20 protein-coding genes and 2 pseudogenes are annotated in these 20,936 nt (G+C 34.4%); 11 read left to right on the top strand and 11 right to left on the bottom strand.

Translation table 11 applies throughout. The features are described 5' to 3' along the window. Positions 1-470: 470 nt before the first annotated feature. Positions 471-1,751, bottom strand: a complete 1,281-nt coding sequence (gene murA, locus T368_RS0108070) for a UDP-N-acetylglucosamine 1-carboxyvinyltransferase (protein ID WP_004084919.1) — start codon at positions 1,749-1,751, stop codon at positions 471-473. Positions 1,752-1,980: 229 nt separating this feature from the next. Between murA and T368_RS17410 the strand changes: the two are divergent. The 3 genes and pseudogenes from T368_RS17410 to T368_RS0108060 form a co-directional block, all read left to right on the top strand. Beyond that, positions 1,981-2,745: pseudogene (locus tag T368_RS17410) on the top strand (methyl-accepting chemotaxis protein); the annotation flags it as partial. Further along, entirely contained in the window at positions 2,740-3,285 is a 546-nt protein-coding gene (locus T368_RS17405) for a CZB domain-containing protein (RefSeq protein WP_419664691.1), read from the top strand. The pseudogene T368_RS17410 and the gene T368_RS17405, both read left to right, overlap by 6 nt. A gap of 228 nt (positions 3,286-3,513) precedes the next feature. Beyond that, a complete protein-coding gene (locus tag T368_RS0108060) occupies positions 3,514-4,581 on the top strand; it encodes a glycosyltransferase family 2 protein (protein ID WP_027338420.1) in 1,068 nt (355 codons plus the stop codon). A 110-nt stretch (positions 4,582-4,691) separates the two neighbouring features. Here the strand turns inward: T368_RS0108060 and T368_RS14595 are convergent, their stop codons facing one another. Both T368_RS14595 and T368_RS0108050 read right to left on the bottom strand, forming a co-directional pair. Further along, positions 4,692-5,846, bottom strand: coding sequence for a 4-hydroxythreonine-4-phosphate dehydrogenase PdxA (locus T368_RS14595; RefSeq protein WP_138160900.1), 1,155 nt, complete (start codon positions 5,844-5,846; stop codon positions 4,692-4,694). Between the two features lie 428 nt (positions 5,847-6,274). After that, a complete protein-coding gene (locus tag T368_RS0108050; protein WP_004084931.1) occupies positions 6,275-6,793 on the bottom strand; it encodes a hypothetical protein in 519 nt (172 codons plus the stop codon). Between the two features lie 106 nt (positions 6,794-6,899). On the opposite strand from T368_RS0108050, the gene T368_RS0108045 reads away from it, so the two are divergent. After that, the gene (locus T368_RS0108045) at positions 6,900-7,598 is read left to right on the top strand and encodes a hypothetical protein (RefSeq protein WP_004084932.1); all 699 of its coding nucleotides are present in this window, start codon (positions 6,900-6,902) and stop codon (positions 7,596-7,598) included. 59 nt (positions 7,599-7,657) lie between these two features. Here T368_RS0108045 and T368_RS15540 read toward each other — a convergent pair whose 3' ends face one another. Next, positions 7,658-7,858 (bottom strand): hypothetical protein, encoded by a 201-nt coding sequence (locus T368_RS15540; RefSeq protein ID WP_138160894.1) that lies wholly within the window; start codon positions 7,856-7,858, stop codon positions 7,658-7,660. Between the two features lie 375 nt (positions 7,859-8,233). After that, positions 8,234-8,920: a hydrogenase nickel incorporation protein HypB gene (hypB, locus tag T368_RS0108035; protein ID WP_004084934.1), complete on the bottom strand. Its 687-nt coding sequence runs from the start codon at positions 8,918-8,920 to the stop codon at positions 8,234-8,236. Between the two features lie 145 nt (positions 8,921-9,065). On the opposite strand from hypB, the gene T368_RS0108030 reads away from it, so the two are divergent. Together T368_RS0108030 and T368_RS14990 are read left to right on the top strand one after the other, a co-directional pair. Further along, positions 9,066-10,427 (top strand): phospholipase A, encoded by a 1,362-nt coding sequence (locus T368_RS0108030; RefSeq protein ID WP_004084935.1) that lies wholly within the window; start codon positions 9,066-9,068, stop codon positions 10,425-10,427. Positions 10,428-10,454: 27 nt separating this feature from the next. Then, positions 10,455-10,679, top strand: coding sequence for a hypothetical protein (locus T368_RS14990; RefSeq protein ID WP_285819236.1), 225 nt, complete (start codon positions 10,455-10,457; stop codon positions 10,677-10,679). A 132-nt stretch (positions 10,680-10,811) separates the two neighbouring features. Here the strand turns inward: T368_RS14990 and T368_RS0108025 are convergent, their stop codons facing one another. After that, the gene (locus T368_RS0108025) at positions 10,812-11,645 is read right to left on the bottom strand and encodes a hypothetical protein (RefSeq protein ID WP_004084936.1); all 834 of its coding nucleotides are present in this window, start codon (positions 11,643-11,645) and stop codon (positions 10,812-10,814) included. 119 nt (positions 11,646-11,764) lie between these two features. Between T368_RS0108025 and T368_RS0108020 the strand changes: the two genes are divergently transcribed. From T368_RS0108020 to hisG, 5 genes are all read left to right on the top strand, one after another. Further along, positions 11,765-12,796: a thiamine-phosphate kinase gene (locus T368_RS0108020; RefSeq protein WP_004084937.1), complete on the top strand. Its 1,032-nt coding sequence runs from the start codon at positions 11,765-11,767 to the stop codon at positions 12,794-12,796. A 135-nt stretch (positions 12,797-12,931) separates the two neighbouring features. Continuing rightward, a complete protein-coding gene (locus T368_RS0108015; protein ID WP_004084939.1) occupies positions 12,932-13,642 on the top strand; it encodes a hypothetical protein in 711 nt (236 codons plus the stop codon). Beyond that, positions 13,642-14,814: a hypothetical protein gene (locus T368_RS0108010; protein ID WP_004084941.1), complete on the top strand. Its 1,173-nt coding sequence runs from the start codon at positions 13,642-13,644 to the stop codon at positions 14,812-14,814. Before T368_RS0108015 ends, T368_RS0108010 begins: the two co-directional genes overlap by 1 nt. A gap of 38 nt (positions 14,815-14,852) precedes the next feature. Next, complete coding sequence (locus T368_RS0108005; RefSeq protein WP_004084942.1) at positions 14,853-15,488, top strand: type III pantothenate kinase; 636 nt, start codon at positions 14,853-14,855, stop codon at positions 15,486-15,488. A gap of 10 nt (positions 15,489-15,498) precedes the next feature. After that, the gene (gene hisG, locus T368_RS0108000) at positions 15,499-16,110 is read left to right on the top strand and encodes an ATP phosphoribosyltransferase (protein WP_004084944.1); all 612 of its coding nucleotides are present in this window, start codon (positions 15,499-15,501) and stop codon (positions 16,108-16,110) included. A 473-nt stretch (positions 16,111-16,583) separates the two neighbouring features. On the opposite strand, the gene T368_RS17170 is transcribed toward hisG, so the two are convergent. The 5 genes and pseudogenes from T368_RS17170 to T368_RS0107980 form a co-directional block, all read right to left on the bottom strand. Further along, entirely contained in the window at positions 16,584-16,853 is a 270-nt protein-coding gene (locus T368_RS17170) for a pirin family protein (RefSeq protein WP_282705550.1), read from the bottom strand. 87 nt (positions 16,854-16,940) lie between these two features. After that, positions 16,941-17,216 (bottom strand): annotated as a pseudogene (locus tag T368_RS17165) (pirin family protein); the annotation flags it as partial. 315 nt (positions 17,217-17,531) lie between these two features. Further along, a complete protein-coding gene (rny, locus tag T368_RS0107990) occupies positions 17,532-19,034 on the bottom strand; it encodes a ribonuclease Y (RefSeq protein ID WP_004084947.1) in 1,503 nt (500 codons plus the stop codon). Next, complete coding sequence (locus T368_RS0107985) at positions 19,031-19,663, bottom strand: 5-formyltetrahydrofolate cyclo-ligase (RefSeq protein ID WP_004084949.1); 633 nt, start codon at positions 19,661-19,663, stop codon at positions 19,031-19,033. The genes rny and T368_RS0107985 overlap by 4 nt, the downstream gene beginning before the upstream one ends. Before the next feature lie 157 nt (positions 19,664-19,820). Continuing rightward, positions 19,821-20,258, bottom strand: a complete 438-nt coding sequence (locus T368_RS0107980) for a ribonuclease H family protein (protein WP_004084951.1) — start codon at positions 20,256-20,258, stop codon at positions 19,821-19,823. Positions 20,259-20,936: the final 678 nt, after the last annotated feature.

Below are 20,936 nucleotides of genomic sequence, written 5' to 3'. Positions count from 1 at the left end.
TAATACTTTGATACAAATTAAAATTACATAAGCAAATAATGCTTTAATTTTTGCATTCTCTACTTAATGGATTTTATAAGCTTTTATTGTGTAGTTTTATATGCTTTATTAGCACATAAAACATACTTTAATATGTAGTAATGTTTTTGTGTATCCTTTTATGTATCCTTTTTTAGAATACATTCAAAAATACACATAAGATACAAACAAAAAAACATCAAGTGGAAGTAAAAAAAGGGTTATAACATATAAGCATATTATAAAACACTTATGCAAAAAACCCTTTATACAAGGCTTTTATGTGTTAGTGTGTTTTTGAGTGTTAGAGAGGGTGTTTTATTATGTGTTGCTAAGTGAATATACTCAAGCATAACAAGGATTCAACGCTAAGATTCCAAAATTACGCGAAATCTCAGCACTATAGAAGTGGTTATTTGATTCCATCCAAATCAAATATACTGCCTTATTAATTACTCGCTCAAGCGGCGTATTTTTGCACCAAGTGAGCTAAGCTTTACTTCAAGTTGCTCATATCCTCTGTCTAAATGATAGATTCTATGCACTCTAGTGATACCTTTTGCTACAAGAGCGGCAAGCACAAGGGCAGATGAAGCACGCAAATCTGTTGCCATCACATCAGCACCTATGAGTTCGCTTTTCCCATTAATTTGTGCTACATTGCCATCGATAGCTATATTTGCACCTAGTCTTTGTAACTCATTTACATGCATAAAGCGATTTTCAAATAAAGTTTCTTTAATAAAACTTGAGCCATTGCATTGTGTGCTTAAAGCCATAAATTGTGCCTGCATATCAGTTGGGAAGCCCGGATATTCTGTTGTTGTAATGCGGAATGCTTTTAACGGGGTTTTGCATGGATATATCGTTATCGCTTTGTTTGTATCACTAGAGCAAAACTCTGTCTCAAAGCCTATTTCATGTAGCTTTAACACAATGCTTTCAATATGGTCTTCACATACATCATGTAGCGTAATCTGTGAGTTTGTAATCGCTCCAATACACAGATAAGTCCCCGCTTCAATCCTATCTGGTATCACTCTAGTTGGCTTTAAATCAAGCAATTCCCCGCCTGTTCCCTCAATAATAATCTCTGAAGTGCCAATGCCTTGTATCTGCAATCCACTCTCTTGCAATATTTGACATAACTGCACGACTTCTGGCTCTTTTGCCGCATTAATAATACGCGTTTTCCCCTTTGCAAGGGCGGCTGCCATGACTACATTGCTTGTGCCTGTAACGGTTATCTTATCAAAGACTATGTCAGCACCTTTTAGCCCATCTTTTGCGTGAGCTATGATATAGCCCCCTTGCACCTCTATATTTGCCCCAAGCTTTTGCATGGCTTTTATATGTAAATCAACGGGTCTAGCCCCTATCGCACAACCTCCGGGCAAACTCACCTCGCAATGCCCAAAACGCGTTAAAAGCGGTCCTAAAACAAGGATCGAAGCACGCATTTTACGCACAATATCATATACTGCCTTTGTGTCATTCACACTTGTAGTATCTATGATTCTGTGTCCCTTACCCTTTGTTGTGATATTTGCCCCAAGCATTGTAAGCAAACGAATAAAAGTATTAATATCAGCAACTTCAGGCAGGTTATAAAACTCCATAGGCTGCCTAGAAAGCAGTGATAAAGCAAGTAGTGGCAATGCTGCATTTTTTGCACCAGAGATTCTCACACTCCCATGCAATGTATTCCCACCTTCAATTTCTAAATAATCCATAAAAAAGCCCTTTTGATTTCAATATGTAAGATAAAAGTCGCTATTGTAGCATATTTTATAGAATCTATAATACAAGTCTATTTGGAATCCAACTTGCAAAATAAAACAATCTCAAAGATAATATAATGAATGCTAAAGTAAAAAAATAAATATTTGTGTTGAAATTACACAAAACAATAAAATTGTGATAAAATGCGGGAATCTATTTTAATCTTTAAGGTAATTTTGTATGTTTTCATCTTCAAAAATATTGCGACAAGAGTTGCAAACTAAGGAACAAGAGAATAAAGCTTTGACGCAAGAGGTTGAATTTTATCGTCAAGTGAGTGCATTTGCATTTGAAGAGATTATTTTTGGTATCTCTCAGGGTGAAATCGTTTTTCGCAATACAAACGCAGAGTCCATAAAGGACACAAAATCTTTATTGACGCAATTGGCAAATAAAAGTGCGGTTATAACGCTAGATGATGTGTCCTACATAGCAAAACATAAGAGAGTGCAGGATACAGATTTGTATTGTCTTAAAAAATGTTCGTTTAGAGATAAGGATTTAGGTGGGCTTGATATTACGCATTTACATCATGTTGCCCTAAAGGGTGGGCTTGGAGCAGCACAAGAATCTTTTGTTGCAATCTTTAATGACTTAGGACAGATTCTAAAAAGCTCAGAAGCAGCAGCAGACATTTCTCAACAAGGGCTTGATATCACAAGAAAGTCTTTGTCTGATATTGGTGAGTTATGCGATAAAATGCAACATGCACAGACCTTAGCACAATCTCTTAGCGGAAGAAGCAATGACATTACAAATGTTATTTCACTCATTGATGATATCGCAGAGCAAACAAACTTGCTTGCATTGAATGCAGCAATTGAAGCAGCAAGGGCGGGAGAGCATGGCAGAGGCTTTGCAGTCGTAGCCGATGAGGTGAGAAAGCTTGCAGAGAAAACGCAAAAAGCCACAAAAGATATTGCAATCGTTGTAAAAGCAATGCAGCAAGAAAGTGGCGATATACATGTAAATACCGAAGAGATTAATACGATTTCAGAATCTATGCGTTGCAATGTTGATGATATAGTAGGTATGATGCAAGACTTATCATCTTCTTCTATTAGATCCAAATACATGCTTAGCATTATAAACAATCTTGTATTCTGTTCTCTTGCAAAATTAGACCATGTGATTTATAAAAACAATCTCTATTCATTCATACTTGGCACTTCCGATGAGTTTGGTATTACAGACCATAAGGGTTGTCGTCTTGGTAAATGGTATTATGAAGGTGATGGACATAAAAACTTTAGAGATACTCAAGGCTATAAAGACTTAGAAAAAGAACACGCAACCGTGCATTCTTATGCAAATGCAATTGCTGTGCCTATGAAAGAAAAACAAATGGTAAGCAAAGATTTTGTAGATAAAAATCTTAGCATATTTGAAGAAGGCACAAAAGGCGTTGTGCGTGAAATCGATAATATGCTTAATGAGAAAAATAGCGAGTTAAGAAATCTGTGTGGCTCAAATTACAATGAGTAAAATTGGTGTCTCCAAGATAAGCACTTTTTACTTCTATCTTTCGTGTTAAATGCGGTGTAAATCTAATTTTTCTTTCAATATCAAGGGGCTATTTAGGATTGCGAAATCTGTCGTAATTATTGAACTTCATAGCCTTAATGTATATGAAAATGTAGTGAAATTTAGAAGTTAATTTTAGTTGATACAACCAAGATATGAATAAACAAACCAAGCAAGTAGGATTAAAACATGGTGTTAGCAATAGTTATTCCCTGCTATAATGAAGAAGCGGTATTGCAAGAAACTCATAAAACTATATCTAAAAAGTTAGAGCAACTCATAGATTCTAGAAGTATTTCTAAAGACAGCTTTTGTGTGTTTGTAGATGATGGTAGCAAGGATAACACTTGGTCTATTTTGAAAGATTTAAGCAGTAAAAATACAACATTTACCCCCCCCCCCCCCACTGATATAGCTAAGATTGATATAGACAAACATAAAGTTACTTTAAATATCTCTTTAGATAATACAGCAGAATCTAATCTTACAGAATCTACAACAAACAATAAGGTTAAAATCATCTCTTTAAAACTCTCACGCAACTGCGGACATCAAAACGCCCTTTTAGCAGGGCTAGAATATGTGGCGGATAAATGCGATTGTGCTATCAGTATAGATTGTGATTTGCAAGATGATATTAGCGTATTTGATGAGTTTGTAGCAAAGGCGAAGATGGGGGCTGAAGTCATCTATGGCGTTAGAAAATCGCGGCAGAAAGATAGCTTTTTTAAAAAGCATACCGCACTTGGTTTTTATAGACTTATGGAGATTATGGGTGTGAAAATCACTTATAATCACGCTGATTATAGATTGCTCTCAAATAGGGCTATTAAGGCTCTGCTAAGATTCAGTGAAGTGAATCTATTTTTGCGTGGTATTGTGCCCTTACTTGGCTTTCAAACGGCGGTAGTAGAGTATGATAGGCTAGAGCGTTTTGCTGGGGAGTCAAAGTATCCTTTAGGCAAAATGCTATCTTTCGCGTGGAATGGCATAACAAGCTTTAGTGTCGTGCCTTTGCGACTTGTGAGTGTGCTAGGCATTGTGTTCTTTATACTTTCCATCACACTTGGTTGTTACGCTCTTTTTGTAAAGCTTTTTACCGATGGTGTGGTGTATGGCTGGGCTTCTACGATTATTCCCTTATGCTTTTTTAGCGGGATTCAGCTTTTAAGTCTTGGGATTATTGGCGAGTATGTCGGCAAGATTTATGCAGAATCTAAGCGGCGACCGCGATATTTTGTTGAAGAGATAATTTAGCCTATCTCTTTATTTTTGTAATCTAAACAATATATTGTGTCTAATCATATCTAAAGCACTATTTTATACATGGTAAAATTACCACGCAAACCCCCACTTTAAGATCAAATCTACATATTCACTTGACACAAGAATCTAAAACTTTCAAGATAGCTTTCCATGCTTATGTTATTATTTGATTGATAGGCTTTATCAAAGCATGTGCCATGATCTGGGCTTGTGCGTAATATGGGGAGATTTAAGCTTACATTAATACTTCTATCAAAATAAAGTGCTTTAAGTGGGGCTAATCCGCTATCATGATACATTGCGATAAATATACTATATTTTTCTCTATTGTGCGGGATAAATGCAGAATCTGGGGCAATAGAGCCGATAAAGACTTCAGCACCAATTTCTTTATTTATAATTTCTATACATTCATTAATAATCATATCTTCATGTCCCAATACGCCATTATCACCTGCATGTGGATTAAGCCCTAGGACTGCTATTTTTAACTCTTTTTTGGGTTGCAATGAGTGATTATGCGGTGCAATCTCTTGTATAGAATCTTGTGTCTTTTCTATTATAGTTTTTTCAATATTTTTTTCATCATAAAGCAGTCGTTTAACTAAATTTGCATTAATCGCATTTTGCTTTAAAGTGTTTGAAGAGAGTTCTTGCAAGGATTCTAGCTGGATTTCTTTAGAATCTTGTGTGCCATGCTTGGTGTCATTTTTTGGTGTTTGTGTTGTTTGCAAAGGTGCAAAAAGCAAACTATACGCATGATAAAAATCCCTAAAAAATTGTAAAAGTTTCTCTTTTTGTATCATACCTGAAACCTTGCTTAAGGGGATATGATCGGTAAAAAGTGCGACAAACATTTCCTTGCAGCCAAGCATCATAATCGCCTCTTTTTGGAATCTATGTCGCAAATACTGCGTATGTCCAGCATACTCTATACCCGCTAGCTGCCACGCATATTTATGTATAGGCAGTGTAACAAGACTTGCCTCATGCTCTATGCTTAACTCTACTGCCTTCTCAAACGATTTAAAGCTATAAAGCCCGCTTTTAGCACAGATTTGCCCTGCCTTTATTATCTCATCATCAAAAATATCTTGCATATTAAGCGGGTGGATATACATATCTTTTGGAATCTGCAAAGCTAACTTTTTTGCCGCACACTCCAACACTTCAAAATCTATGCAATAAATAGGTTTGCAATACACCGCAATTTCTGCATGATTGCGTAAAATAAGCTCCAGCCCAATGCCATTAATATCCCCAACTGATACATATACTAGCCTTTTTGATTCTGTGCTTTTATCTTGCTTTTGTGTATTTTTGGGATTTTTTGCTAAATCTTTTGCAGCGTTTATGTATGGATTTTTTGTGCTATGAATGAGTGCTTCTGTCTCTAATGAATGCAGGGTTTTTGATAGATTTATCGCTTTAGAATCTCTATCTTTCATTAAAGAATCTTTTATGGGGTGTTTTTGTGCTGTGCTAGTTTCTAATCTTTTTATAGATTCTAGATTGTTTATAGAATCCTGCTTTTTATTACCCACTTGCTGCAAAGATTCTAGACTTTCAAGCGTATTTAAAGACTGCAAAGTCTCACTTATCTCATCGCTATTTGTGCTTAAGTCTAGGCTATCTGCATTTAATAAAGCGTTTAGATTCTGCTCTCTCATACTCTATCTTTAGTTTAGAAGCAATACTGCTCAAAGCTTGATTTTAGAATAGTCTGCCCCCTTTGTTCTTCAAACTCTAAGAGTTCTTTACCGCAAAGATTATCATCTTCTATTCTTGTATTTGTGATAGATAGCTTTCTATCCCCACTCCAAATATACATAAGCACATAGCCCATACGATCTTCATTGCTATCTGCCCTATAAGCCTTATTCATCTTTGGCAATTCCTTATGCAATATACTAGACCCAAAGCTATCTTTTGGGTGTGCTGTGATATAGGCATTATACACACTCTCTATTGTTTGATTTGGAAAGATAAAAGTCTCATACTCTTCACCAGATTTATAATGCTTTTTTAGAAAAGCCCTTTTTTGCTCCAATGTCTTTAGCTGCTGCGGATAGAGAATCTCAAATACTTTTGTGCGTGTAGCTTCTAAAGTCGTCAATTTATCACCACCAGACTCCGCAAAACTCGAAACAGCCAACACGCAACATAAACTAAAACCACATGCAATTTTCTTAAAATACGACATAGACACACCTTTTTTATTGAAATAAAGTCTTTATTATAACGAAAATAAAGCATTTTTGCAGTATTTATTGCTATGATTGCATTTTATATTTTATGGAAAGGTGTGTATGCAAACTCTACTTTTTTATAGTGCTAGAATCTCTCTTTTAATGAGTGTATTTATATTTTGTGGTTGCACTTTTTATGTATTTGACCCGCAATATTACAAAGCTAGAAAATACTCAAAAGAGTATAGTGGCACTTATGTATTAAATAAAGCCCTATATGATGAAATCATGCAAAAACAAAAAGATTCTAAAGATACCAAAGCAGAGAATCTAAAACTAGAAGAAAAGATCTACTCACAAATAAAGCATAATAAAAATGAATTATGGCTACAAAAAAGGGAACATTACTTAAAACTTGCATATAAACATAGTGGCTATTATAGTGAGAAAAACGCTCAAAGGCTCTTTGTGCTTGATGTGATTAATAGTCAAAAAGATAGGATTCTAAGCAATGGATATGCCTATTATAGCGGTGCATATAGCACGGATATTATAGTAGAAATACCACAAGATTTAAGGGAGAAAATCGGTGGCTTAACAGATAGAAATATGAAATTCCAGCAAATAATCTATCCACAATTTTTCTATATTGATGATAATGGCAAAGCCCATATTATATCACTTGGAATCTTATATCGCTATGTCAATATAAATAGAGTGTATGGACTAAAAGAAGACACAAATATTGAAAGTGTATTTGCAAATGGCGAATGGCTTTATTTGCGTAAAAATAAGGTGAGATATGTGGATTTTGAGTAGGTTGAGTAATGATATATAAAATTATGAAAAAACAGATTTCATGATATAAGATATCTCACTTATAAAAAACTCCCAAGCAGGTGATATTCTCCAAGTAGCAATGCCATAGCATAAAAGGCAATATACGCACAAAGTGTGATACTTAAGCGATAGTATTTCTTAAAAATAAGAATGGCAAGTATAAGGCTATATAATAGTATCTGTGCAAGCAGACATGTCCAAAAACTATAATGACTTTGAGAAAACACATAAACAAACACTAAAAACCCACACAAAAGCAAAAATAAGGAAAGCTTTTATATTATGCTTATAGATTCCATTACTGATAAAAAAGAGGCAAAAAATACCATAAGAGACAAAAATATGGGGAAGTTCTCCACGCAGATGTAAGACCAAAAGCTCACCCCAAAAGAGCGTAGTATAAAAAAGCCACTTAAGCTGAAAAGTAGTGATAGAATCTAGCTTTTTTCTTTCATTTTTTGGACATTTTTCTTGTTTGCCACTTAACATAAAAGTCCTTATAAAGATCAACAATGTCATTAAAATAGATTAAAATCCATTAACTGCCTACAATAATAAATACTTCCCAACAAAAACTAGGCAACCTTATTCAAACAAACAATTTAAATTTAGCATTATTTAAATATATGCTCTGTTCTGTATCCCCTTAAGGCTAGGGTTTGGAAATACTCTTTTAGCTTCTTGAGACTCTCTTTAGAATCTTTGCTAATCTCCATAATCTCTACGCCGTGTCGCAGGGTTTCTAAATCGCTTTTCACCTGCTCTGTTTTAAAGCCAAAATACTCTTTCATTTCAGCTTTTGTAACTAGCACAATGTCAGCACACAAAAACATAGAAGGATATTTTAGCACCTTATCATCGCCCTCTGGCACACTAAGCAACACAACATTTACATTCGCTCCCAAATCATAACTTGCCGGACATACGAGATTACCTACATTTTCTATAAACAAAAAGTCGCTTTGATTAAATCTAGAATCTTGCATGAGTGAGGGCAGTATATTTGCTACCATGTTTGCTTCAAGATGACATGCCTCACCTGTTGTGATTTGCTTTGCTAATACGCCTTGTTTTTCTAGTCTATCAGCATCTCTATTGGTCTCTAAATCCCCCTCAATCACGCAGAATTTAAAGTCATCAAACTTGCTTAAAGATTCTAAAAGTGTAGTCTTACCGCTTCCGGGGCTACTCATAAGATTTATCACAAACTTATTATGCGTATCATAAATGCCCCGTAATTCCTGTGCTTTTCTATCATTCGCACTTAAAACTCGCTCTTTTATCGCAATAACTTTTTCCATACATTTCCTTTCAAAAAACTCTAATTTTAACAAAAAGATTCTAATAGATTATAACTTTTATTTTTTATTGTTATAAATGTAGTTTATAGAATCTAAAACATGTTATAATCATAAATTTTACACAAAATTTACTTTAGGATATACAATGCGTATTGTTAGATATGCTTTTTATTATTTTGTGCTTACCTATCATATTCTACAAGCACATGCTAATGATCATTTTATGCCTTGGATAACTTCGCAAAATCAGCTATATATAATGGGGAATATGGGGAGTTTAGATTCTAAAAATCATCATACTAAGCAAAGCGAAGTATCTAAAGACTTAGAATCTAAAAAAGATTTTTCGCCTATGGCTCAAAATGACAAGATACTAGTTTCTCTACTAACAAACCACGCAAACAAAACCACAAATTCTAGCGGTTGCTCTATGGCTTTAGAAGCTTTGGATGGGCTTTGGCTGAATTGTGATGATAGGAGTTATCTAAGCGGTATGACTATCCATCACAATTCTCTCAATCGCCCAAATTGTATAGACAAGGGCAAATCTTTACAGAATCTAGATTCTGTAAATTACGCCCTAAACCCCGTAGCCCACCCAAATTTAGCACAGAATCTAGAATCCAAACCAGAAAACACCACCCTAACAAAACTAAAAAATCACTTTTTCGATATAGACACTTATAAAGAACGCACAAAACAAGCAGAGACAACCTATACAGATTTTATGAGAGTATTGGAACATGAGGGGACTTACTTTGTGTATTCATATAGCTTGCCACCTTTTGGAATCTATGGGAGTAATATACCTAGCGAATTGAAGTTTCAAGTAAGCTTTAAAGTGCCACTTTGGCGTGGAGCGTTTTGGAGTAAAGGCTCACTCTTTTTTGCTTATACGCAGACTTCATGGTTTCAGCAGTTTAACTTTCGCTATTCTAATCCTGTGCGAGATTCAAACTATAAGCCATCAATCTTTTATTCCTATCCAGCAGATTGGGAGCTTTTTGGTGGCAAGGGCGGTAAGATTAAAGAATTACGCATTGGCTACTTGCATTTTAGCAATGGTGTCGGTGGTGATGAGTGTTTGAGAGATAGCAATAGAAACCCTTTAACTCCAGAGAAATGCCGCTCAAGAAGCATGGGAAATAGAATCATGCTAGAACTCATTTGGGAAAAAGTTGTGAAAAACTCTACATTTGGGATACATATCACAGCATGGCCCTATATCCCAAAACGAAAAGATAACCCAGATATTAGTCTCTACATGGGCTATGCAAACGCAAGACTTTATTACAAACATAAAAAGCATTTTCTTGAATTACATGTAGCTCCCATTATTAGCGATTATACACGCTATCATGGCTCATTGCAGCTTGGTTATGCGTATGAGGTGAGTAAGTTTTTTGCAGTGTATGGGCAGTATTTCTATGGCTATGCAAATAGCTTGTATGAATACAATATCCCAACCCATCGCATAGGCATTGGCATAAGAACAACGGGATTTTAAGTATCATGTTTAGATAAGATTTTAGATTTGACACCAACAAACCACGCAAACAAAACCACAAATTCTAGCGGTTGTTCTGTGGCTTTAGAAGCTTTGGACGAGCTTTGGCTGAATTATGATGATAGGAGTTATCTAAGCGATATGACTATCCATCACAATTCGCTCAATCGTTCAAATTGCATAGACAAGGGCAAATCTTTACAGAATCTAGATTCTCTACCATTTGGGTGGGTGCAAATTTATAAAATCTAGATTCTTTGTCATATTTGCAAGTGTGGGCAAGAGCTTTGCTCGTGCGAGTGTGTAAGCACGGAATATCTTGTTGAGATTCTATGTTAGACACTTTGCTTTGCTTAGTATGACAATTTTTAGAATCTATAAATTCTATTTTGGCTCAAGCGCCCTCAATTCAAGGACATCTCTTTGCAATGTAGCATTATCTAGTCTGCTTTGCTCTACCTCAAGACGCAGGTTATTTCTTGTTTTATGTAGATCCCATAATACTTCAAGCGAAGTAGAACCAAAGAATAGATACACAGCATAGCTGCCTACCACAAAGGCAATACACACTAAGCCTATAAACACTCGCTTAGAATAGACTAGATATTGCCATTTGTATGTTTTAGGTTTTATTTCATTATGTGATTTTTGCAAGATGATATTGTCAAATAAATCTTCTTTATTGAGTTCTTCTGTGTGAATCCCTTGTTGTGTATTATGAGAATCTTTATATATTTGTGTAATATTAGATTCTAGTATCTCTTCTTTTAAATCATGCGGCACATTTACTTCATGTAATAAATCTGTGTTTGAATCACTTTGCGTTTCGTTTAGATTATTTATAATATTAGATTCTATTGCTTCATTTATATTTGTATTTTCTTGTTGTGCTTGTGATTCTAACTCATTTATCACTTCATTATTAAATGCTATATTATCAGGCATAGATTCTATAATTTGTGTAGAATCTTTGGAATCTAGCACAATATCATTAAGAATATCTTGTGGGGCATTATCGTCTATATCATTTTGGTTTGTATCTAAATCTATATTATTCAAATCATTAGATTCCATAGAATCTACTTGAGAGTTAAAAGAATCTTCTTGTATAGATTCCATATCTCGCAAGGATTCTATATTAGAATCTTGTGGAGACATATCATTATTTTCTTGTGTGTTAATATCGCTTGGTAATGTATCGTTTTTAGAATCTTGCATATAAAATTTATTCCTAATGGCTTTTATGCGGTATTATAACATGTTTTTAACATAAACATTAAATTGCCCTAATATGCAATTATCATCAACCTATAACTCTAATAACTTAAAGGGATACTATGGATAAAGAATCATATTTTTTAAACCTTTTAGCACAAAGTGGTATCACACAAAATCTAAATGATGATTGTGCTTTACTATCACCATTACTTTTTAAGGATAAAAGATATATTATTGCAGCTGATAGTTTTGTAGAAAACATTCATTTTAAAATGTCTCATAAAGATTCTAATTTTTTGCACCCTAAACCCTGCCACTACTCAAATGAAATAGATTCTAAAGTCTTGTCAAAATACACAAAAAGCCCTACCCCCACCCATAAAGATAGAGATTCTAAAAATAAATGGCTAAGTTATGAAAACCTAGCAAAAAAGGCTTTTCTAGTCAATATCTCTGATATATTAAGCTCTGGGGCATTACCGCAATACGCCCTACTCTCTATCGTGCTACATAAAGATATGAAAAATACGCATATAAAAGAAGTGATACAAGGCATTACAAGCGTTTGCAAGGAATATAACATTAAACTTATAGGTGGCGATACAATGTGTGGCAGGGAACTCTCATTTCACATCACAATCATAGGTCGTTTAATAGGTAAATATCTCCATAGGGACAGGGTAAGAAATGGCGATTTACTCGCCTATACAAGTATAAGAAAAGGCAATCTAGGCAGCAGTCTTAAAACACTAAAAAAGCTACTACGATATGGCACAAATAAGCATATTCTGCCTCGTCATGTTATAGAGACGACGCATAGAGACAGCCGCTTTGCCCTACCCTTTTTACGCATGGCTTTCCTTAAAAAATCACACAGATTGCTTCATGCTTGTATGGATATTAGCGATGGATTAGCAAATGAGATAAAAAGGTTAGAATCTCAAAATAAACTCACGCTACTGCCCTACTCTACCCTAAAAAAAGAAGTGTATCAAAGCGGGGAGGAATATGAGCTATTATTTAGCTTTAAAGAAAAGAATCTAACTGCCTTGCAACGCATAGCAGATTCTACGCGGACACAAATCCATGTTGTAGGAAAATTTGGTCGTTATAAACCGCATTTTTTTCACACAATACAATGGCATACATAAATAAGAAAACTTAGCAAGAAAATACGCATGAATTGAGAGTGTAAAGCTATTTTGTTGAAATTCTTATGCTATTATTCCAAATTTAACTCTAAATCATTTAACTAGAATCCTAAAATTAGAATCTTAAGGCGTAACATGTCAATCGAAAAAAATCTCCATGATGTAAAAGATAAGCTTACAAAAGACCAAAATCTACTTGTAAGTGCATTTAAACTTGAAACATTCTATAAAAAATACAAGAATTTTTTATTCCTTGCCATCGCGTTATTAGTGCTTTTTGGTATATATATGGGGATTAGAGCCTACACAGAACATAGGACAAACTCACAAGCAAATGAGCTAATGAATACCTTGTATAGCAAAAATCTCACCGAAGAAGACAGAAAGAAAACAGAAGAAACACTTGCTACAATAAAGCCGGATTTATATGATTTCTATCGCTATACGCAGTTACAGAATCTAAGCCTATTGCAGTTAAAAAGCGATGAAAATCTTGCTGTTTTGGAGCAGTTAAGCAAGTCAAATAATGAGCTTGTTGCCACACTCGCTAGTTATCAATACGCAGTATTTGGCGAAAAGCTAGAGTTACTTGAGAATTTTAAATCAGATTCTATGCCTATACTAAGAGATAGAGCAAGATTTCTAGCCGCATATTTATATATGCAAAATAATAACACGCAAAAAGCAAGAGAGATTCTGGAATCTATCCAGCCAAGAGATAATAATAAACTTGTCGCAGAAATGGCAACTTTACTCAAACACTATGGTGTGAGTAATCAAGACTCAAATACACAAAACATAGATTCACCAACAAAAGAAGATAAAGCAACAGAGCAAGGACAATAATGTATCAAGCACTTACTTCATATCCCATTCATATTTCTAAGACCCTGCATATTTTCAAACACATCTTAGACAATCTCAAGCCAAACTTCATAAAAGTATCATATTGTATGATTATATGTTTGTTGCTTGTATTTTATAGTGGTTGTGATTCTCAAAAAGATTTCAAGCCAGAGCATATTCAAGGTAAAATCGAGTTTAATGGCAAACTAGAAAAGCCTCTAGCAAGTAGCAATCAAGCAAGTGCTAAGCTAAAAAATAACGCAGTCATTACAGAAAATGGCTTATCAAATATCACGCTTAATGAGAATGAAAACTTGCTTTATGCAGACTCTAAACAATGGCTTGTAAGCAATGGCTGTGCTGAGCTTCTCATTATCCCGCTATTACAAGACAACAATACGATAAGCCTTGATAGACCAAACGCAAAGGCTATCGCTACAAAAGGCTGCATTGTAAGTGCAAGCATAAAGGGTAATCTAGTCGCTGGTGTGCTTGCAAGCAATACGCTTTTTCTCTATGACCTTACAAAAGATTCCTTTAATTTCCAAACAAAAGAGGAATCAATCTATGCCATTTCATCAAAACATGCAAATCCTGTTATCCTTGATACACTAATTGTTTTCCCAACACTTGATGGCAGACTAAATACAATCGATATAGCACAAGGAAAAAGTGTAAAAAATATCATTGTAAATACAGAAAAATTTCTAAACAACATTATCTATCTCAAAGTAAAGCAAGATGAGCTAGTAAGTGCTACACATAAACGCATTTATACACTTATTCGTGGGGAATCTTATGGCAAAGAGCTAGAAATCCGCGATATTTACTTTGATGGGACACATATCTATGCCCTAAGTCTCAATGGCACAATCTATCAGTTTGATAAAACCCTAGCCACACTTCAAAGTGTAAAATTACCTTATGCGAATCTCAATGGGATTATTATCAAAGACAATCATTTATACACCTTTGATAATAGCGGTGGATACCTGATTGATTTATCACTCAAAGATTTTAGCTATGAAGTCTTTAAGCTAAAATTTGGCATGGAGCGATGGTTTAACAAACGCGTTACAATGTTTTACACACAAAATATTTTATACATCAATAATAAAATTCTAGATTTTGACAAAACGCTAAATAAAATCATGAATGAAAATAAGAAATAAATCTTATTTAAAAGAGCTGTAAGGAAAGGAGGTTTGTAATGGCGAGCATTGTTTTATGTGATATAGGCAATTCTTTTTTGCATTTTTATTATGCAGGTAGAATCTGGCGAGAGAATCCAAATAATATTTCTCTAAAAAAACCTCATATTCCAATCTACTACATTAGCGTAAATCCAAACTTTGAAAAAAAGCTATTAGATTCTCATAAAACTTGCATTAATCTTGAAAAATTCATACAGCTACAAGGCGTATATCAAGGCTTAGGGATTGATAGAAAAGCAGCATGTAAAGCCATTAGCAATGGGGTAATCGTTGATGCAGGAAGTGCTATCACTATTGATATTATGGAGGATAATCAGCATGTAGGTGGCTACATTCTGCCCGGCATAAGCTCATATCAACATCTCTATCAGTGTATATCCCCTGCCCTACATGTCCCGCTTGATTTAAGTGTGAATCTATACGCACCACCACGCAGCACAAAAGAGGCAATAAGCTTTGGAATCTTAAAAAGCATTATACTCATGCTAAAGCATACTACACAAACCAAAAAAATGTATTTTACAGGCGGTGATGGTAAATTTTTTGCTAAATATTTTGAAAACAGCATATTTGATAATACCTTGATTTTCAAAGGTATGCAACAAGCCCTAAAAGAAAATAATATAATTTAAAAGGACATATATGCTTACGATCGCACTTCCAAAGGGAAGAATAGCAGATGAGACCTTATCGCTTTTTGCAAAGATTCTCAATAAAAAAATACAATTTGATGATAGGAAACTCGTTTTAAAAGATGAGAATTTCACATTTTTACTTGTGAGAAACCAAGATGTGCCAACCTATGTGCATTATGGAGCAGCAGACTTAGGCGTCGTAGGGCTTGATGTGCTTGAAGAACACAAAGATATTGATGTCGCAAGGCTATTAAATCTTCAAATTGGTAAATGTAAAGTCGTGCTTGGGAGTGAATGTGGCAAACCTATAAACTATCTCAAACCCCGCATAAAAATCGCTACAAAAATGACAAATATTACTCAAAACTTCTTTTCTGCTCGTGCTATCGCCGTTGATGTTATAAAGCTTTATGGCTCGATAGAGCTTGCCCCATTAGTCAATCTTGCAGATGGAATCGTAGATATAGTGGAAACAGGCAGCACCATGAAGCAAAATAATCTACAGATAGATGAAGTCATCATGGAATCAAGCGCCTATCTAATCGCAAACACAAATAGCTTTTTTGCCAATAAAAACAAAATCTTACAACTACAAGAGCATTTAGCACAAATACTATAAAACTAGTTTGCTTTTATATGAATATAATCTTAGTAAAGCCTAGTTTAGTAAGACTCTGCAACAAAGAGCAATTAAACATCATTTATCAATATTATGGGGGAGGGTTATAAAAATCTATAATCAAAATAGTAATATTGATGACAACACTTTTATACAAAAAAGATAAGCCACAATCAGCAACTTGCATGAATACTAAGCAATTGAGTGATGCAGAATTAAAAAATATCATTTACTTGTCGATAACACGATGGAAATATATATTTGAGTTTATCGTAACTTGATGCTTATTATCTTAAATTCTATCTTCAACTGATTTAATTGTTTTATACAAATATTGTTTAAGAGTATTTTATATTTTTTGTCGTATGGGAATTTATGTCATTTTACTACATTAATATAACAAAACATTCGTATTGTATGCTATATTATCGTAAGTTTGCATTGTTAGAAGCTATACAGCATAGACTTATTAATTAAGGCAAGTCAAATATCAACACTTCATTATTAGAATCTAAGCCTTTGAGAATAAAGCTAGATTCTGCACAGCACATCACACCATCACTTGTTTCTATGATAAAGGGCTTGGTTTGGCTAGATTCTATCTCTAGTTTGCCACGCACCACTTGGATATACGCCTTGCGACCACTTTCAAAGCTAAAAGTCTCATTTGCAATATCCCTATACAGCCATAACCGCATATCTTGATACACTTTTAGAGAATCTTGCTCAGCGTTTGGGGACAAAATAAGTGTTTTGCCCTTGCTTGTGTCAAAGGCTTTTTGCTCATATCTTGGCTTAATGCCTAGCTCATTTGGCTGAATCCAAATTTGATAAAAATGCAGCGGCTCTCTCAAAAGATTAAACTCTGAGTGCGTGATACCACTGCCCGCACTCATTATTTGAAACTCCCCGCTTGGCACTCGCTCTTCATTGCTCATACTATCTTTATGCGCGATTGTCCCATTTAGCACATAGGTGAGAATCTCCATATCCTTATGCGAATGTGTCCCAAAGCCCTTGCTCGGCTCTACCCTGTCTTCATTAATCACACGCAATGCGCTAAAACCCATAAACCTTTCATCATAATATCCTGCAAAAGAAAAGCTATGATAAGTATCAAGTCAGCCGTGATTAAAATGCCCTCTTTCATTTGCTTTGCGTAGTGTTAGCATATTAAATCCTTTGTGTAAAACTATTATCACACTATATTATCTAGGCAAATAGCATATAAATCTGCATTGTTTTAAGGGCTATTTTTACAAAAATGTGATTTTATGTAAAAACAATGCTGCATTATACAGACGCAAATAAGAAAATATTTAATATTATTGAAGTGAATTTTATGTGATAAAAAACAATCAATAAACTTCGCAAATCTAAACAATCTTAGAATCTTATATGCTATTTAGCGTATAAGATTCTCACGCATACGCCACAGCGCGCATTTCTCGTATTACATTAACCTTTATTTCGCCCGGATATTGTAATTGCTGTTTGATTTCATTTGCAATTTCTCTAGATAATACAACACTCTCTATATCATTTACTAAATCAGCTCTTACAATTACTCGTATTTCTCTACCTGCATATACCGCATAGGCTTGTTTTACGCCAAATTTCTCCATAGCAATTTTTTCTAAATCTCTCACACGATTGATATAGCTCTCATTTGCTTCATTTCTAGCACCCGGTCTTGCCGCACTTAATGCATCTGCCGTGCAGACTGCACTGCATTCAATGCTTTTAGACTCTTCGTGTCCGTGATGTGCGTATATGGCATTAATCACAACAGGATCTTCATTATATCTTAAACATATATCAGCACCCAAATCCACATGGCTACCACCTTGTTCATCTGTGAGTGCTTTGCCAATATCATGCAGGAGTCCTGCTCTTCTTGCAAGTTTTACATTGCCACCTAACTCACCTGCTATAATCCCTGCTAGTCGTGCCACTTCTAGTGAATGCTGCAAAGCATTTTGCCCAAAACTTGCACGATATTTTAGTTTTCCTATGAGTTTTTTAAGCTCAGATTCCACATAGCCTATACCAAGTTCCAATAGAATCTCATCGCCTTCTTGATAGAGTTGCTCTTCTGCTTGTGCCTTTACTTTTTCATACACTTCTTCAATGCGACTTGGGTGTATCCTGCCATCTTGCATGAGAATTTCAAGTGTCCTTGTCGCTAAAGCCCTTCTATAAAGGCTAAATGAGCTAAGTGAAATCTCATTAGGCGTATCATCAATGATAAGATTCACACCGCAAACCATCTCAAAGGCTTTAATGTTTCGCCCCTCTTTGCCAATGATTTTGCCTTTCATCTCATCATTTACTAACCGCACATTATTCACCAATCTATCGCTGACAAACTCTCCGGCAAATCGCGTAGTCGCTTGTGCGATAATATAGTTTGCCTTGCGTTTTGCTTCGGCCTTTGCCTCTGTCTCATAGCGGCGGATAAGACTAGCCCTCTCTTGTATCAGCTCATCTTCTAGATTTTTTAATAGAATCTTTTTTCCTTCTTCTTTTGTTAGAGCAGTGTAATCTTGCAAAAGAGATGAAAGCTTTATTTTTTCTTCTTGACATCGCTCTAATATTTTTGCTTGTTCCTCTTTTTGCCTTAATACTTCCTGTTTTGCATGATTTATTATCTTATTGCTTTCTTCATGTTCTTGTATTATTTTTTCAAGCTCATTCTTACGCTTTGCAAGTTTTTTATTGAATTGTTCCTCTTCTTCTTGCATTTTTACATGTTTATTGTGCAGTAACTGCTCTATTTCGGTTTCTAATGCCTTAATTTTTGCATTATTTTGCTCAATACACAAAAGCATTTTGGCATAGGAAAACTTCCTTGCAACAAAGAAAGTGATAAATGCAACACAAATAGCGGTCGCCCCGCATGAAAGTAAAACAATAGAAGTCATTTATACGCACTCACATACATATCTGCTTGTATATCATGCCATTCACACAACGACTTACTGGAAATATGCCGCAATCTACTCACAAAAATACTATAAGGTCGCACCTTTAAAGTTTCATAAAATCTATCATACATACCTTTTCCAAATCCTATTCTTTTCATATTTTTATCAACGCCAAGCACTGGCACAATAGCAATGTCTATCAATATATTTTTATAAATCTTGCAAGTTTTTGGTTCATAAAGTCGCCAATGGGTTTTTACCAAAGGAAAACGATATTTTACCATGTTAAAGCTTGTTTTTTCAAGTTTTGGGACAAATACCTGATATTTTTTATCCTGTTTTAATTTTGCCAAAATATGCATAATATTTACTTCAGTAGATAGTGGAATGTAGAGTAAAACATTGCATTCTTTTGCTTTTGATTGTATATAGAAAAGTTTATTATTGCGTTTTATCTTATAGGCTTTTGGCTTTTTGTAGCTTGTTATGTGTGTATATATTTTTTTCGCACAAAGCTTATCATAAATGCAGAATCTCTTTTGCATTTTTGCTTTTATTTTTGTGCGAAATTCTGTTTTTGAATCTATGGATTCTGTATGTTTTTTAGCTATGAGATTTTTTTTCATTGTGTGTTTATGCCTTATTTTTGATTTTAAATGATATAAAATCTTAATTATTTTAAACATAACATAGGGAGTAAAATATTAAAATCATGTATGTTAAAGGAAGATATTTTTAATATACTCAAGCTTTCTATGAGATTTTACAGCACGAAATAAGATTCTACTCTGCATAGAGATTTGCATTTTCTCTTGCGACTTTATCGCAGTGTTCATTTTGTGGATGTCCATTATGTGCCTTAACCCATTGCGTTGTTATAGTATGCTTTGCTCCTACATGTATGTATTCTCCCCATAAATCCGTGTGTTTTACATCTTTAAAACCTTTTTTTTGCCAATTTGGAAGATACTGCTCGATAGAATCACATACATACTTGGAGTCGCTTACAATGACTACATGGCAAGGTTCGGTAAGCATTTTTAATCCCTCTACAACCGCCTTAAGCTCCATGCGTCCATTTGTGCTATATGCCTCACCACCACTTACTTGCGTGTGAAAAACTCTGCCATTTGGGGCTTTATACTCAAGCAGGGCACAATACCCACTAGCCCCCGGATTCCCTAAACTTGAACCATCTGTGTAAAGAGTAACTGATTTCATACTTCACCTTTTTAATATAATAAGCCAAATTTAAAATCGGCAGATTCTAAGAAACACTTTGTTATAAAATCACCGCTTTTTTATTAAGATAAAGCTGTGAAACTTGTTGTATTTTGATATAAGTTGCAATCAAGATTTACCATACTTTAACTTTTTAACACACACTCAAAAACACACCAACACATAAAAGCCTTAAATCAAAGGTTTTTAAACTTTGTTAATGTGTGCGTATGCCATTATATTGCAAACAAAGTAAAACTTTATCAAGTAGTCAATTCCCTATAATTCCACATAATCTTTTATTTTAATCTAAAAAAGGTTATACATTGTTTTAACTTATTAAAGTATGTTTTATGTGCTTAAAAGGCATATAAAACTACACAATAAAAGCTTATAAAATCCATTAAGTAGAGAATGCAAAAATAAAGCATTGTTTGCTTATGTAATTTTAATTTGTATCAAAGCTTTAATTAATTTGTAATTTTGCATTGCTTAGTTTGTAACACTTTGTAAAGTGAAAATGTAATATATAATCACTAGATAAAAATCATATAAAAAAGGCTTGTATTTTAAGTTATTAAGGGTATTTTAAAGACAGGAAAGAAACAAAACTTTAAAACCTTATTCATACACCATAATCAAAACTGAAATCTTTAGAATATGTGTTATTTTGCTTGT

This window comes from Helicobacter bilis ATCC 51630, from assembly GCF_000686565.1.
Lineage (GTDB): Bacteria > Campylobacterota > Campylobacteria > Campylobacterales > Helicobacteraceae > Helicobacter_A > Helicobacter_A bilis.
Note: the sequence above shows the minus strand (reverse complement) of the source record. Positions and strands in the feature narration are given on the sequence as shown.

Bases quoted from the DNA above. Each gene is read 5' to 3' on its own strand.
- murA (WP_004084919.1), bottom strand. From the start codon at position 1,751: ATGGATTATTTAGAAATTGAAGGTGGGAATACATTGCATGGGAGTGTG.
- T368_RS17405 (WP_419664691.1), top strand. From the start codon at position 2,740: ATGCAGCAAGAAAGTGGCGATATACATGTAAATACCGAAGAGATTAAT.
- T368_RS0108060 (WP_027338420.1), top strand. From the start codon at position 3,514: ATGGTGTTAGCAATAGTTATTCCCTGCTATAATGAAGAAGCGGTATTG.
- T368_RS0108050 (WP_004084931.1), bottom strand. From the start codon at position 6,793: ATGTCGTATTTTAAGAAAATTGCATGTGGTTTTAGTTTATGTTGCGTG.
- T368_RS0108045 (WP_004084932.1), top strand. From the start codon at position 6,900: ATGCAAACTCTACTTTTTTATAGTGCTAGAATCTCTCTTTTAATGAGT.
- hypB (WP_004084934.1), bottom strand. From the start codon at position 8,920: ATGGAAAAAGTTATTGCGATAAAAGAGCGAGTTTTAAGTGCGAATGAT.
- T368_RS0108030 (WP_004084935.1), top strand. From the start codon at position 9,066: ATGCGTATTGTTAGATATGCTTTTTATTATTTTGTGCTTACCTATCAT.
- T368_RS0108025 (WP_004084936.1), bottom strand. From the start codon at position 11,645: ATGCAAGATTCTAAAAACGATACATTACCAAGCGATATTAACACACAA.
- T368_RS0108020 (WP_004084937.1), top strand. From the start codon at position 11,765: ATGGATAAAGAATCATATTTTTTAAACCTTTTAGCACAAAGTGGTATC.
- T368_RS0108015 (WP_004084939.1), top strand. From the start codon at position 12,932: ATGTCAATCGAAAAAAATCTCCATGATGTAAAAGATAAGCTTACAAAA.
- T368_RS0108010 (WP_004084941.1), top strand. From the start codon at position 13,642: ATGTATCAAGCACTTACTTCATATCCCATTCATATTTCTAAGACCCTG.
- T368_RS0108005 (WP_004084942.1), top strand. From the start codon at position 14,853: ATGGCGAGCATTGTTTTATGTGATATAGGCAATTCTTTTTTGCATTTT.
- hisG (WP_004084944.1), top strand. From the start codon at position 15,499: ATGCTTACGATCGCACTTCCAAAGGGAAGAATAGCAGATGAGACCTTA.
- rny (WP_004084947.1), bottom strand. From the start codon at position 19,034: ATGACTTCTATTGTTTTACTTTCATGCGGGGCGACCGCTATTTGTGTT.
- T368_RS0107985 (WP_004084949.1), bottom strand. From the start codon at position 19,663: ATGAAAAAAAATCTCATAGCTAAAAAACATACAGAATCCATAGATTCA.
- T368_RS0107980 (WP_004084951.1), bottom strand. From the start codon at position 20,258: ATGAAATCAGTTACTCTTTACACAGATGGTTCAAGTTTAGGGAATCCG.